This window comes from Hymenobacter lapidiphilus (assembly GCF_013377885.1).
GTDB classification, from domain to species: domain Bacteria; phylum Bacteroidota; class Bacteroidia; order Cytophagales; family Hymenobacteraceae; genus Hymenobacter; species Hymenobacter lapidiphilus.
In genome coordinates this window covers 22,250-34,781 of record NZ_JABKAU010000039.1, presented here as the reverse complement: position 1 = coordinate 34,781, position 12,532 = coordinate 22,250, and the positions used below count along the sequence as shown (strand labels likewise).

14 protein-coding genes and 2 pseudogenes are annotated in these 12,532 nt (G+C 60.0%); 11 read left to right on the top strand and 5 right to left on the bottom strand.

Annotated elements, in window-relative coordinates; translation table 11 throughout:
* On the top strand, nucleotides 1-400 hold a 400-nt coding region (locus tag HW554_RS16845; protein ID WP_218134759.1), incomplete at its 5' end, for an Imm32 family immunity protein.
* Between the two features lie 73 nt (nucleotides 401-473).
* Nucleotides 474-1,046, top strand: a complete 573-nt coding sequence (locus tag HW554_RS16840) for a hypothetical protein (protein WP_176909745.1) — start codon at nucleotides 474-476, stop codon at nucleotides 1,044-1,046.
* Between the two features lie 48 nt (nucleotides 1,047-1,094).
* On the opposite strand, the gene HW554_RS16835 is transcribed toward HW554_RS16840, so the two are convergent.
* Nucleotides 1,095-1,715, bottom strand: coding sequence for a response regulator (locus HW554_RS16835; protein WP_176909744.1), 621 nt, complete (start codon nucleotides 1,713-1,715; stop codon nucleotides 1,095-1,097).
* A gap of 65 nt (nucleotides 1,716-1,780) precedes the next feature.
* Nucleotides 1,781-3,751 carry an ATP-binding protein gene (locus tag HW554_RS16830; RefSeq protein ID WP_176909743.1) on the bottom strand — a complete coding sequence of 657 codons (1,971 nt, stop codon included), beginning with the start codon at nucleotides 3,749-3,751 and terminating at the stop codon, nucleotides 1,781-1,783.
* A gap of 200 nt (nucleotides 3,752-3,951) precedes the next feature.
* On the opposite strand from HW554_RS16830, the gene HW554_RS16825 reads away from it, so the two are divergent.
* Both HW554_RS16825 and HW554_RS16820 read left to right on the top strand, forming a co-directional pair.
* Nucleotides 3,952-5,760 (top strand): T9SS type A sorting domain-containing protein, encoded by a 1,809-nt coding sequence (locus HW554_RS16825; protein ID WP_176909742.1) that lies wholly within the window; start codon nucleotides 3,952-3,954, stop codon nucleotides 5,758-5,760.
* Nucleotides 5,761-6,090: 330 nt separating this feature from the next.
* Complete coding sequence (locus HW554_RS16820) at nucleotides 6,091-6,603, top strand: hypothetical protein (protein WP_176909741.1); 513 nt, start codon at nucleotides 6,091-6,093, stop codon at nucleotides 6,601-6,603.
* Between the two features lie 90 nt (nucleotides 6,604-6,693).
* On the opposite strand, the gene HW554_RS16815 is transcribed toward HW554_RS16820, so the two are convergent.
* The 3 genes from HW554_RS16815 to HW554_RS16805 form a co-directional block, all read right to left on the bottom strand.
* Entirely contained in the window at nucleotides 6,694-7,101 is a 408-nt protein-coding gene (locus tag HW554_RS16815; protein ID WP_176909740.1) for a hypothetical protein, read from the bottom strand.
* Nucleotides 7,102-7,358: 257 nt separating this feature from the next.
* On the bottom strand, nucleotides 7,359-8,216 hold the full coding sequence (locus tag HW554_RS16810) for a hypothetical protein (protein ID WP_176909739.1): 858 nt from the start codon (nucleotides 8,214-8,216) through the stop codon (nucleotides 7,359-7,361).
* Between the two features lie 129 nt (nucleotides 8,217-8,345).
* Nucleotides 8,346-8,591 carry a hypothetical protein gene (locus HW554_RS16805; protein WP_176909738.1) on the bottom strand — a complete coding sequence of 82 codons (246 nt, stop codon included), beginning with the start codon at nucleotides 8,589-8,591 and terminating at the stop codon, nucleotides 8,346-8,348.
* A gap of 108 nt (nucleotides 8,592-8,699) precedes the next feature.
* Here HW554_RS16805 and HW554_RS16800 point away from each other — a divergent pair, with 108 nt between their 5' ends.
* From HW554_RS16800 to HW554_RS21115, 7 genes and pseudogenes are all read left to right on the top strand, one after another.
* Entirely contained in the window at nucleotides 8,700-9,230 is a 531-nt protein-coding gene (locus tag HW554_RS16800; RefSeq protein WP_176909737.1) for a DUF5063 domain-containing protein, read from the top strand.
* A 153-nt stretch (nucleotides 9,231-9,383) separates the two neighbouring features.
* The gene (locus tag HW554_RS16795) at nucleotides 9,384-9,998 is read left to right on the top strand and encodes a recombinase family protein (protein WP_176909736.1); all 615 of its coding nucleotides are present in this window, start codon (nucleotides 9,384-9,386) and stop codon (nucleotides 9,996-9,998) included.
* A 55-nt stretch (nucleotides 9,999-10,053) separates the two neighbouring features.
* Nucleotides 10,054-11,169 (top strand): Fic family protein, encoded by a 1,116-nt coding sequence (locus tag HW554_RS16790; protein WP_176909735.1) that lies wholly within the window; start codon nucleotides 10,054-10,056, stop codon nucleotides 11,167-11,169.
* Between the two features lie 226 nt (nucleotides 11,170-11,395).
* Nucleotides 11,396-11,629 carry a transposase gene (locus tag HW554_RS21130; RefSeq protein ID WP_116942467.1) on the top strand — a complete coding sequence of 78 codons (234 nt, stop codon included), beginning with the start codon at nucleotides 11,396-11,398 and terminating at the stop codon, nucleotides 11,627-11,629.
* Between the two features lie 27 nt (nucleotides 11,630-11,656).
* Nucleotides 11,657-11,896, top strand: a pseudogene (locus tag HW554_RS21125) (hypothetical protein); the annotation flags it as partial.
* Complete coding sequence (locus tag HW554_RS21120) at nucleotides 11,797-12,354, top strand: transposase (protein ID WP_394354323.1); 558 nt, start codon at nucleotides 11,797-11,799, stop codon at nucleotides 12,352-12,354. The pseudogene HW554_RS21125 and the gene HW554_RS21120, both read left to right, overlap by 100 nt.
* 12 nt (nucleotides 12,355-12,366) lie before the next feature.
* A pseudogene (locus HW554_RS21115) lies at nucleotides 12,367-12,525 on the top strand (integrase core domain-containing protein); the annotation flags it as partial.
* Between the last annotated feature and the right edge of the window lie 7 nt (nucleotides 12,526-12,532).

The window sequence follows — 12,532 nt, the reverse complement described above, 5'->3', positions numbered from 1 at the left end:
CTTTGGCTGTACGCTTGGCGTGTGCGTAGCTTCCTCCCACCAAGTCCACCGGCCCCTTGCAACAATGAATCCGTATCAATCCGAAATAATCGGTCATTTGGACCTCTTTGTGGGCAATGACGAAGAGGAATTCGAAGGCATCACCGAGCACTGGCAAACGATCCTGATCCACGGCGACCCCGAAGGCCTCAAGTCGTTGGCACGGCTCTTACTGCGACTCGCCGACCTCCCGCAAGACGAGTTACCGGCGCTGCCCCTTGGCGCACGCGAACACGTTTCCCTACGGCCCGGCTGGGACACGGGCCACAGCTCGGTGGAAGTAATTGTCGGGCGGTTGGACGCCAAGGGGACCGGCGCTTTTTATGAGCGATACGTGGCTAAAAGCGGCGACAAGCAATAGAGGCGGCGACACATGGCGTTTGGCTATTTGGACCCTTTCGCTGAACGGTAAAGAAGAGTCGGTTTCTTGCGGCATGAAACAAGCCGTCCTGTTTTTACTGGTGGTGCTGGGGTGCGCCCGCTGCGCGTCGCCGGACCCTGCTACGTCGGAAGCACCGGCCGTACCACTACCGCCTGCGCCCAGCTCATCGAGCACCTACTGGCCTGTTGACCCCGAGATAGACCAACGCGACACCCTCTTGCCCGGCCCCGACCGCTACCGGGTGCGCGTCGTGACGACATGTTTGAACGACAGCGCGGTGTTGCTCAGCCCCGTCGAGGGTGATACCTCGCCCGAGCGGCTCTACGCGCACAATTACCACAGCAAGCTGGTCATTACCCGAGCCGGCCACCCGTGGGCCAACGCCACGCTCTCCAAAACTCTGTTTCGGAACCACCCCGTGCTCCAAGGCTTCGTCCCCCTGCCTGAGTTGGCGCTCTCCCGTACGGCCTATCTGCGCCGCCAGCGTGGAGAATTTGTGTTTTACACGCGCTTGGGAGTGCCCGACTCGGACATCTTCGTGGAAGCGGAAGTGGCCTTGAACCCCGCAACAGGACTGCGAGTAGTCCAAGTAATGGAACAAGTGAATGAGCCAGACGAGGAATAATAACGCTCCTTTTTTCAAACAGAGAGCGTTTAGCTTCGGACCTCAACTTTATACCAGAAATAAATGGGCGGCGCGTCGGATGAGGGAGGCCGCGTTATTCACCTCAAACTTGGTCAGCAGGCTACGGCGGTGTGTTTCAATGGTAAGAATGCTTAGGTGGAGGTATTCTGCCATATCGGAACTGGTGAGGCCTTGGGCAATGAGTTGCAATACTTCCTTTTCGCGGCGAGTCAGGGTGGGTAGGGCGGCGGCATCAGGCTGCGTGAGCATCGCCTGCACTTCATCGCTGAAATACTTTTTACCCGCGTACACCTTGGTGATGGCGGCGGCCAGTTCCTCCGGTAGTACATTTTTCAGCATATAGCCCACCGCTCCGGCTTGCAGCATCTGGAGCACATAGCTGCGCTCACTGAGGGTAGTAAGGGCAATAATTTTCAGGTCTGGCAGTTCGGCCAGAAGCTGGCGGCATACATCAACGCCGCTACCGTCGGGCAAATTAATATCGAGTAGTACCACGTGTGGGCGCAGCGTACGAGCTATGCGTAACGCCTCAGCGGCGGAGGTGGCAGTGCCCACCAGCTCCACGTACTCAAGCGGGGCCAATAGTACACGCAGACCCTCCAGCACTAGGTGATGGTCATCAACGAGCAGGGTGCGAATGGGCGACATAGCAAGCAGTGAAAAAGACATAAGGTGCCAGCATGGGGCTAATCTGGCTGAGAAAACAGCTATTTTCAGGCGGGCAGCTCAAACTCCAGGGTGATAGTGGTGCCCTGGCCCGGCACCGAATGCACGTCGAGCTGGGCGCGCAGATAGTCGGCGCGGGCTTGCAAGCTGCGTAGGCCTACCCCGGAGCGCACGTGTGTTGGGTCAAATCCCCGCCCATCATCTTCCACCGTCACGTGCACCCGCGCTTCATGGCGGCTCAACTGTACTATAACGCTTTGGGCCCTAGCATGCTTGAGCACGTTGTGGAGCGCTTCCTGCACGAAGCGGTAAACTACCAGTTCGGTACGCTGGGGTACGCGCTGCTCGTTTTCCAGCCCCGCGCAATGAAAATGGGCTTGCACCTGCCCGGCCTGGTTAAGGTTATATACCACATCGCGTAAGGCAGGGCACAAGCCAAATTGCAGCAAGGCTTCGGGTACGAGGTCGCGCGCCACCCGCCGCAACTCGCCGATGGAGTGGTCGAGCTGTTCGAGCGAGTTGTTGAGCAGAGTGGCGCTGCCGGCCGGGAGCAGCGCCGCGCCCCGCAGGCTACCAAGCGAGTATTTTACTGTTGAAAGCAGCCCGCCCAGGCCGTCGTGGAGGTCGCGGGCCAGGCGGCTACGCTCATCTTCCTGTCCCTTAAGCAACGATTCGGTAGCCAGCAGCAGGCGTTCTTGCTCTAGCTCCTGGATTTTCCGCTTCTGTAATTCGGTTTGCTGCCGACTCAGATGGCGGCCCCGGCGCAGGGCCACGTAGCCAAGAACGCCCGCCCCGGCCGCGGCCCCGAGCAGCGCCAGTACGGTGTAGAGCAGGGCCGTTTTGCGACTTAGGGCTACCTGTTGCAAGTGCCGGGTTTGGCGCAGGGTAGCGAGCTGGGCTTCCTGCTGCCGCACCTGGTAGCGGCTTTCAAGCATAACTATCTGCCGCGCCACGGCCGGGCCGGCCAGGCTATCTTTGAGCGCCAGCGCCCGTTGGTAGAAGCGGGCCGACCGCGCGTAACGGGCCAGCGCCCAGTTGGTTTCGGCGAGCTGCTGCGAGGCAAGGGCCTCCTGCTCGCCATTAGGGATTTCGCGGGCTAGCTTAAGTTGCTGCCTGAACGCGGCCTCGGCCGGGACGTACTGGCGCTGGTTGGCGTAGAGCAGGCCCAGTTGGTTGTAGATATCGAGCGAGCTGAATTTATCACCCCTCTGGCGGGCAAAAAATAAAGCCTGTTTAAAAGCCGCTGTTGCCTGTTTGTACTGGTGCAGGTCGCGGTAGTATATTCCCTGGGCCTTGTAATACAGGTCTTTCTCCGCTCCTACCGGATTGCCGGGGCGCTCGGCCAGTTGCCGGGCTGTGCGCAGGTAGCCCGCTGCCTCCGGGTAGCGGCGCTGCTCCAGCAGCACCAGGGCGGCATTTACGTACACGGTGAGCGCACCGGGACTGGGATGGCGCTCCAGCAGTTCAATACTCCGCTTGAGATAGCGCAGCGACATGGTATACTGCTTGAGTTCACTGAAGCCAGCCCCGATATTGGTGTACACATTAATCAAACTGGCCGTATCGGAAGCCTGGGTAAAATACCCGGCGGCCATTACATAGCGCCGAATAGCGCGCTCACGGTCAGCCAGCCGGTCAAACACCACCCCCTCATTGGTCGCCACCGCCCCCAGGCCGTGGGCAGTACGGGCGGTGCGGGGGTGCTGCCGCTCTAAAGCCAGCAGCCGCTGCCGGGCGCGGGCATAGCAGGTCAGCGCCGCCGAATAGCGGTCCGTGTAGGTGTAAAAGTTGCCGAGCATCAGGTAGGCCTGCACCTCCCCGTGCGGGTAGTGCCCGGCCTTGCTGAAAACCAGCGCCTCGCGGGCCGCCTGCCATCCGCGCGTGCTATCGGCAAAGAATATGGCGCCAGCCCGGTCCAGAGCGGCCTCGGCCCGCACCGAATCGGGGGGAGCGGGAGCCGCTACGGCCGGCCCCAGCGTCAGTAGGAGCAGTTGGCTAGCTTTGGAAGCGATACGCATAGGGGTAAGAAAGCGAAGCGGCCAAATGTAGAAGGTTTGTTCAGGCAGATTGCTAGCTCCCATTAAAAATACTGGTTTTCAGGGAGGTGAATTTCCTGGTTTATGGGGAGTAGCCGGCCCAGCGGTTCTCCCCATCTTTGCAGAACGGTGGCCGGCCCGGCCAGCCCGGTTATTTTTTCTTCTTTTCCCGGTTTAGCATTATGTTCCGATTTGCCTATTTACTAGTAGCCGCCAGCCTGGTGAGCCAACTGGCCGCCGCGCAGTGGAGCACCTCACCCGCCCAACCCACGCCCGTAAGCGCCGGACACGGCGTACCCTTCATCGAGCAGCGCCCCTTGAGCGCCACTCTGCCCGATGGTCGGCGTTACGTGGCCTGGGTGGAAAACCAGCGCGTAGTCAGCCAGCCGTCGGAGAATGTATACACGGTGCGCCTCCAGTTATTCGGGGCCGATGGGCGCAAGCAATGGGCTCCGGCAGGCCTACCCATCTATACCTCGCCCACGCCCACTAACTCCAACCTGACGGCACCGACAAATATTTTCCAGGGCTACGACTTAAAGGCCGATGCCGCCGGTAATGCCGTGCTGGTGTACAGTAACCTGAATCCCGACGGCGACCAGGGCGAAATCCGGGCACAAAAAATTAACCCGGCAGGCCAGACGCAATGGGGTAGTACCGGGGGCGTGGTAGTACGAGGGCCAGTACCGAATACACCCATCATCACGCGCCGTAACGCCCGGCCCGTGCTTGCGCTCACCTCCACTGGCGACGCGCTGCTGGCCTGGTCTCCCAATAGCAGCACGGTGGCGTTACAAAAGCTGGCGGCGGCCAGCGGTCAATCGGTCTGGCCCACGCCTCCGCTGCTGGCCGATGCCAGCAATACCTTGAGCTACACTGCTCCCGCGCTACTAACCGACGGGGCCGAAGGTGCCATTCTGGTGTTTTATCGGTATGCCCCCGCTCCCGGAACGCCTCTTAACACACTGCTGGCCCAGCATTATGATGGCACCGGCGCACCCCAGTGGGTCGCGCCGATAACAGTGTCAGACCAACCAGCACAAAGCCCATTGTTCCCACTGCGGCACCCTTTGGCCGTGGCCGATGGAACCGGAGGCTGCTACATTGCTTTTAACACGCCCCCCGGCTTTGCCGGTACCCCCGCTACCGGCTTCGTACAGCACCTAGATGCCGCCGGCACCCGCTGGAGTGCCGCGGGCACGGCCGTACCAACGGATAACCCTGCTGCCGCCCGCGTAGCCGCGCTCCGCTACGTGGCCGCCCGCCAGGGAGTCTGGCTGCTGCTAGGCACCGACCTAAATGACCAAACCAGTTCGGGTGTGTATGTACAGCAGCTCGATGCTAACGGAACCCCCTTATTGGGCGCTACGGCTACGGTTGTAGTACCGACCGGCCAAACCCGCCCACTTGCGCACGACTTGCGTGATACCAAAGATGGTTTGCTGGTATTATACAGCGAGGATGTGCCCGCAGCAGGCCAGAACGCAGCTAATCAGTTGCTACGCGCAGCCAAAATTGACTATACCGGCCGGCCGGCCTGGGCCGCCGGCTCAGTCCTGCTTGCTGAAGCCACCGCGCCCAAGCAATATCCGTCGCTGAGTGCTTACGCTCCCACCGGCAATGTGGTGGTCGTATGGGAAGAGCTATCGTCTGCTGCTACTGCCAGTAGCCGCGTATTGGCCCAGGGCCTGAGTAGTACCGGGCAATTAGGGGCCTCCACGCCGTTAGCCAGCCATACGGCGTCACTTAACCCCAATGTGGCCCTTTACCCCAATCCTTCGACCGAAGCTGCCTTGCACCTTACGCTGGGCAAATCCACTACGGTATACATGGAGGTGCTCGACTTATTGGGGAGGCTGGTTGCATCTCGTGCCGCACCAATGGCGGCTGGGACGCAAATTCTACCCTTGCCAGCTGTCGCCGCCGGCACCTACTTGGTACGGGCTCGGTGGGCTGGCCAGACCACCGTCCTGAAATGGACGAACCCATAATCAGCTGCTCAAACTTGGTGGGCGTGGCCGCCGCCGCGTTGCAGGTGTGCCCCAACCCAGCGCCAACGGCGAGTTCAGCCTAGCCTCACTCACCAACCCCTCACTTTAACAGCCCCGTTCATGGTTACCGATGCCAACAGCCGCCTGGTGCTGCGACTGCAAACAGGCGCTGGTCCAGTGGTGCGCAGGCTGGCTATCCGGTAACGCCTTGCCCACTGGGATATGGCTACCAAGGCCCGGCGCACCGCGTTGGGCCTTTTAGTAATAGGGTGTTGTTAAACAAATAGGGGTTTACCCTTCCTCCTCTTGCGCTGCTCCCAACTACCTCCGATGGCCTCTTCCTTTCTCCGATTTGCCGCCTTGCTTGCGCCCTTAGCGTTTGGCAGCAGTTGCACCAAAAACGAGGCTCCGCCCGCCCCGGCCTTGCCCGAAGTCACCGTTCGCGTGGTGCTGTTCGGCACGAGCACCGACGCCGCCGACCCCGCCCGTCCCTTGCCCGCCGTCGTGGTGGGCACTACCTCCCACCGGGCCTGCTACGCCCCCGGCAGCGCCTGTACCGGCACGACCCGGCTGCTGGACCACCGCGCGCTGGTGGACGGCGTGTCGACCTTTTCCCTGGGCCGCCTAAAGCCGGGGACCGTGCTCTACCTGACGGCGTTGTTCCAGCGCCCCGCCCAGCGGCCCTTGACCAGCACAAGTGAGTTGGTGCTCAGCGTCCGGGTCAACGGCCAGACGGGCCTGAACCAGTCACTTAGTTTTAGGGACGTCAACGAGGCAGACGCTTACACGTCCGCGGACCCAGCGGCCGACCTGATAAAGGAAGCTACGTTCATCGTTCCCTAAGGCCCTCCGCCGGCCCCCGGTCCGGGGCGCCGCTCCCGTCATTATTCCGACCGTTTGGCTGAACCAGATGATTCTTATGCTAGGCTAGGGTTAAAGGCTTTCTAGGGGCTGGCGTTTAACGAATTTGAAGCGAAAAGCATAGAACAGCGCTACCAAATGCAGGAAGAGAGTTGCCAAATAGGTGAGGCCAATCAGCGGCACCAGCGCACTTATTCCGTTCTTTTTAATGAATATGGCTTGATAGATAAACCGTAGCAAAACCGCTACCACCCAGCCAATTTTAGCCCACATTTTCCCTTTTCGGACGAGCCAAGCCATGCCAGTGGCCAGGGCAATCAGGACACAAAACGTTGTCAGCACCAGCGGCTGTCGATAGGCAGGAATGTTCCTGTAACCCTCTTCAGCTAAGGTACTGACCAACTGGCCGAGTACCATGCTTAACAGAAGCAGATTGGAAGCGCGTCTATCGTAATAGAGCTGGGTAAGCGTGTTCATCATACTTGGGTAGGTATCAGAGCTATACATTAGCGTTGTTTGGGGGGCCTACAAGCATTCATTGAGTTAGAATAATGCTCCTTTCTTCAAACAGAGCGCGTTTACCTTCGGACCGTTAAAGTAAACTTGCCTTAAAGCTGCTTCAGGAACGGAAAACACGAAGCAGTCCTACCATTTGGGGCAGAAGGGTACCATTCTCAGTGGCAACCATGCAGCCTTGCGCGTCGGCGTTGCTTGGGTACTCCGACTGGTCTGCATAGCTAGTTCTTCCTGGATTGGAGCAGCCCGCGGTCTGGTCCGAACGTGGCCAAGCGCAGCGGTAGGCCCAGTGTGGCACTGAAGCCCGAGCCGCGCACGTGCAGCGTGGTAGCGCCGCGCTGCGTGTTGTAGCGGTATTCCACCGGCACGAGCAGCATATCGGTCAGGCCTTGGGTGTAGTATAAACTTAGGTTCAGCCGCTCCTTGCCTAAGCGGTAGAAGCGGGCCGTTACTCCGCCAATGAGAAACTGGCCCCACCGGCGGCGCAGAATCGGAGTGGCTCTGAACTCGATGAAGTCATACCCACTACTTGCGATGTATTTTTCCTCGAGGAGGTTGTTCCCAATCCGATTAAGTCCGCCCCCCAAGACCGCATCGAGTCGGAAGCTGGCCAAGTAGGTATGGTAAACAGTATCAATTTCCCGAATATTGTATTCTCCGAACGTCTTGCTTAGCAGCAACGGAAATTGGTGCATGTATGCTCCCGTACTACTGCCCAGCTTATCCGGGTGATACGGATTCACCGAGTATTCTTTCGGCACTTGAATGCTATATCCCCAACCCAAATCACTCCCGCTGTAGCCAGTAGCAATGCCAAATTTTTCGCTTAGTTGCAGGCGCAGCATGGCTACGCCCTGCACTCCAAAGCTCTGTGAGCTATAGGCTTTAAAGGGCGGCTCTCCCTTCCCAAAATAAGCGCCTTCCGCGAAGGTAAAATTACCCCCCGCGCGCAGGTCCAGATACAGCGTACGCTGCGCCTGGCACTGGAACGCGCCACCTAAGGACCCTAACAGCCCGGCTACGGCCATGCATACCTCGTTTCTCATCCCATCAAAGGCCGGGAAAGCAGCCCGACCCAAAACTACCAGCAGACGGGTTTATTGTCTAGCTGCGGGAAGTAGAAGCGAGCAAGGGAAAGGCTCCTTATTCTGAACAAAGCACGTTTACCTTGCCACCGTTTACCTAAACCGGAAATGCTGTTGATGATGTTAGTGAGACGATACGAAGTCAGCGAAGAATACGACAACACCAACAATTAAAAAAAGCAACCCACAAATCCCTAATAGTAGGAGCGCGAAACCAGCCCCTCTTGTCGAGCTATTTTGTGAAAGTGCTTTCTTAGCCAAGAACACAATAGGCACCCCCAAGAGAACTAAGACGATAATACCAGCATACTTTAATAGTTGGAAAGCAGTGCCTAGTGCCTTGGTTTCATCAAGGAGTAGTGTGCGCATAGTGGTTTGTGGTATAACACGGTAGTGGAGAAGCTGAAAAGTAAGTCTTTCGCTCCTTTTACCAAACAGAGCACGTTTACCTTCGGACCGTTAAAGTGAACTGGCATTATGGACCACCAGCAGTCTACCGAAGAGATTCTCAAAGCCCCAACGTTTACGGCCTACTACCAAGCTGCGGTGGACTTTTGTGCCTTCATCGAGCAACAGGAGCCCGGTCTGCCGCTGGATTTTCTGCTGGCAACTCGTCGGTACTTGGTCCGCTTGTATGATGCCGCGTCTGCCTTGCCGTGGGTTGACCTGCAATCGAATCAGGACCATGACGACACCTTGGCCGCCACTGCCTTTCAGGCGACCCTTTCCCGCATTGCTGAGCGGCTGGGAGAAGCCCGCTACTACTGGCATGTGTTTGACCCCCTCGACGACGTGGAGCATACGCCGGTGTGCGGCGACTTGCTGGACGATTTAGGGGACATCTACAAAGACGTCCGATCTGCGCTCTTGGTCTTCCACTTAGGCCAGCCGGACTGTCAGGAAAATGCGATGTGGCAATTCAAGTTCGATTTTGACGCGCACTGGGACCGCCACTGTGTGAGCGCCTTGTCCGCTATTCACTTTTACCTGAAAAGGCTTCAACAATAAGCCTCCTTTACCTGAACCGCTAAACTAAACGCCCCGCAAGTTGCACCAAAGCTTGGAACGGCCATTTGGTGCCTATGCCGAGTTTAAGAAACTCGTCTACCAATCAAAGTTTACGAAATGCCGTTAGCAGATGAGTTTCGTAAACTCCCCTGTATGAAGATTGGCTACGCCCGCGTCTCTACCCGCGACCAGAATTTAGAACTACAACTAGACGCCCTGACCCAGGCCGGCTGCGAGCTTATCTACCAGGAAAAAGCCTCCGGCGCCCTGGCCGCCCGGGTCGAACTCGACAAGCTCTTGCTCCAGCTGCGCCCGGGCGACACGGTCTACATCTACAAGCTCGACCGGTTGGGCCGCTCGCTCAAGCACCTGCTCGACCTAGTGGCCGAGCTGCAGCGCCGCAACATTGGCTTGATTTCCCTGACCGACGCCATCAACACCCACTCGGCTCAGGGCCGGTTGGTGCTCAACCTGTTCGCGTCCCTGGCCGAGTTTGAGCGTGAACTCATCCGCGAGCGCACCCTGGCCGGGCTGGCCGCGGCCCGCGCCCGGGGCCGCGTCGGCGGGCGCAAGCCCGGCCTCTCAGACGAAGCCCAGCGCACGGCCCGCGCGGCGGAATTGCTCTACAAGGCCCGCGAGTTGAGCGTCGACGACATGGCCCGCAGCCTGCGCATCTGCAAGGCCACGTTTTACAAGTATCTGCACCACCGCGGCGTGGCCTTGCACGTTCAGCCCTTGCCCAGTCCCGTGGCCACCCCGGCAACGTGAAATTGCTGCAGAGGCAGGGGCATGCGGCGAATAAGAGGTATATTCACCGCATAGTATGCGGAGATTAGGGCTTTATATTCACCAACGGCCGGAGTGGCCGGCCTTTACGTGGGACCCGGCCGCCTTGGAGACGCTGCTGGGCACGGTGCGTCACCAGCAGGGGCGGCTGCTGGGCCGGCTCGAGGCATTGGGTGTGGACCTAAGGGCCGAAGCCACCCTGCGCACGCTCACGCTTGACGTGCTCAAGTCGAGCGAAATCGAGGGCGAACTGCTGCCCCCAGCATCGGTACGTTCCTCCATCGCCTGGCGCCTGGGACTCGAACAGGCCGCGCTGCCGCCCGCCGACCGCCGGGTGGAGGGTGTAGTAGCCATGCTGCTCGACGCCACCCAGCAGGCCACCGCGCCGCTGAGCGCCACGCGCCTATTCGGCTGGCACGCGGCCTTGTTTCCCACCGGCTACAGCGGGCTGTACCCGTTGCAGGTGGGCGCGTGGCGCACGGGCCCCATGCAGGTGGTCTCCGGGCCGCTGGGCCGTGAGCGCGTGCATTACGACGCGCCCGCTGCCGCGGGCCTGGACGCCCAGATGCAGCAGTTTCTCGACTGGTTCAACGCGGATCAGGGCCTGGACCCCGTGCTCAAAGCGGGGCTAGCTCATTTCTGGTTCGTCACGATTCACCCCTTCGACGACGGCAACGGCCGCATCGCCCGTGCCATGGCCGATTTGCAGCTGGCCCGCGCCGACGGCACGGGCCAGCGCTGCTACAGCATGTCGGCGCAAATTCAGGCCGAGCGCCAAGCGTATTACGACCTGCTCGAAACCAGCCAGCGCGGCTCCTTGGATGTGACGCCCTGGCTCACGTGGTTTCTGGCCTGTTTGGGACGGGCATTAGCGGCCGCTGAACAGACGTTGGCTCACGTGCTGGCTAAGGCCCGCTTCTGGGAGCAGCACCGGGACGCGGCGTTCACGGCCCGGCAACGGCAGCTGCTCACGCGGCTGCTCGACGGCTTCGCGGGCAAGTTCACCACGGCCAAGTGGGCGCGCATGGCCCACTGCTCCCAAGACACGGCCGGCCGCGATATCGCCGACTTAGTGGCCAAGGGTGTGCTGGTACACGAAGGTGCTGGCGGGCGCAGCACCAGCTACCGTTTGGCCCCCGAGCCAGAAACGTAGGAAGTAGGAAAGGGCTCACAATAGGCTCACAGGCAGTGCATGAGTACTATATCCGGAAAGCTCGTTTACCGAAAGTAAGGAATAATTCAAGGCTCCTACTTTTAGGCACTTTTGAAGTGGTCGGGTAAATCAGGACAGAATAGGGTCTTATCTTTCGACAGTCATGAAAGACTGCCCCTAACCCGCCAAACGTCGGCGTTATGACGCCTCCTTCCGCGCCTAGGCCCTGCGTCTGGCGTGCGAGAGCCGCTCGATCCAGGCCGCGGCCCGCGCCCTAAATATCAGCCCCAAGCTTCTCTACAAGTGGCAGAAAGAAGCCCTGATGCCCGTCGCGGCCGTAGCCGGGGCCGATTTGGACCCGGCTACGGCCGCCGAGTTGCGCCAGCTGCGGGCCTTATCCCGGCGGCAGGCGCAGGAACTAGCCATTTTAAAAAAAGCCATTGCCAGTTGCCTGCTTTAAGCGCAGGCTCTCGCAGACCGACACCCTATGCGCCGCTACCGCTTCATCGAGGCGCAGCGGAGCCAGTATCCGGTGCGCCTGCTCTGCCAGGTAGTAGCCGTGCCAGCCAGCGGCTACTACGCTTGGCACCACGCGCAACAGCAGGCCGTAACGCAGCCGGAGCCGGCCTGGGAAACGGCGCTGGTAAAGGTCTTCGGGGCGCACAAGCGCTGTTATGGTACGCGCCGCCTCCAGGTAGTACTGCGCAAAAAGGGGCACCGGGTTGGCCACCAGCGTCTGCGAGCGACCATGCGCCGCCGGGGTCTGCGCGCGCTGCAGCCCAAGGCCTTTACCCCGCGCACCACGGATTCGACCCACGGGCTGCGCTGCGCCCTGAATCGGCTGCTCGGCCAGCCCAAACCCGGCCAGTCCAGGCCAACCGGGTCTGGGTCAGCCGTGGCATCATATATCTGCCCCTGGCTAACGGCGATTGGACTTATCTGTGCGCTTTTCAAGACATGGCCAGCAAGCAGGTCGTGGGCTGGCAGGTTGGGGCAAAGATGCCCCAGCAACTGGTGACCAGCGCCTTGCAGCGCGCCTTTTGGTCCCAGCTGCCCGCGCTGGGCCTGCTCGTGCACTCCGACCGCGGCGGGCAGTACTGCGGCAAGGCCTATCGGCAACTGCTGCACGACCACCAGGCGCTACGCTCGCAGAGCAGCCGCGGCGACTGCGACGATAATGCCTAGGCCGAAAGTCTCTGGTCGCGCCTCAAAACCGAAGTACTCGAAGTCCGCGAGCGGCCTGTTTTTGCTGACCTAGCCGATGCCCAGCGCAGCGTCGCCGACTATTTCGACTACTACAATTACGAACAGCTGCACTCCAGCCCCGACTACCAGACACCGTATCAAATTCATTAACAGCTCC

What these genes read in the sequence shown, in the direction of transcription:
- HW554_RS16815 (WP_176909740.1), bottom strand. Translation starts at nt 7,101, where the DNA reads ATGATGAACACGCTTACCCAGCTCTATTACGATAGACGCGCTTCCAAT.
- HW554_RS16795 (WP_176909736.1), top strand. Translation starts at nt 9,384, where the DNA reads ATGAAGATTGGCTACGCCCGCGTCTCTACCCGCGACCAGAATTTAGAA.
- HW554_RS16835 (WP_176909744.1), bottom strand. Translation starts at nt 1,715, where the DNA reads ATGTCGCCCATTCGCACCCTGCTCGTTGATGACCATCACCTAGTGCTG.
- HW554_RS16805 (WP_176909738.1), bottom strand. Translation starts at nt 8,591, where the DNA reads ATGCGCACACTACTCCTTGATGAAACCAAGGCACTAGGCACTGCTTTC.
- HW554_RS16820 (WP_176909741.1), top strand. Translation starts at nt 6,091, where the DNA reads ATGGCCTCTTCCTTTCTCCGATTTGCCGCCTTGCTTGCGCCCTTAGCG.
- HW554_RS16800 (WP_176909737.1), top strand. Translation starts at nt 8,700, where the DNA reads ATGGACCACCAGCAGTCTACCGAAGAGATTCTCAAAGCCCCAACGTTT.
- HW554_RS16790 (WP_176909735.1), top strand. Translation starts at nt 10,054, where the DNA reads ATGCGGAGATTAGGGCTTTATATTCACCAACGGCCGGAGTGGCCGGCC.
- HW554_RS16830 (WP_176909743.1), bottom strand. Translation starts at nt 3,751, where the DNA reads ATGCGTATCGCTTCCAAAGCTAGCCAACTGCTCCTACTGACGCTGGGG.
- HW554_RS16840 (WP_176909745.1), top strand. Translation starts at nt 474, where the DNA reads ATGAAACAAGCCGTCCTGTTTTTACTGGTGGTGCTGGGGTGCGCCCGC.
- HW554_RS16825 (WP_176909742.1), top strand. Translation starts at nt 3,952, where the DNA reads ATGTTCCGATTTGCCTATTTACTAGTAGCCGCCAGCCTGGTGAGCCAA.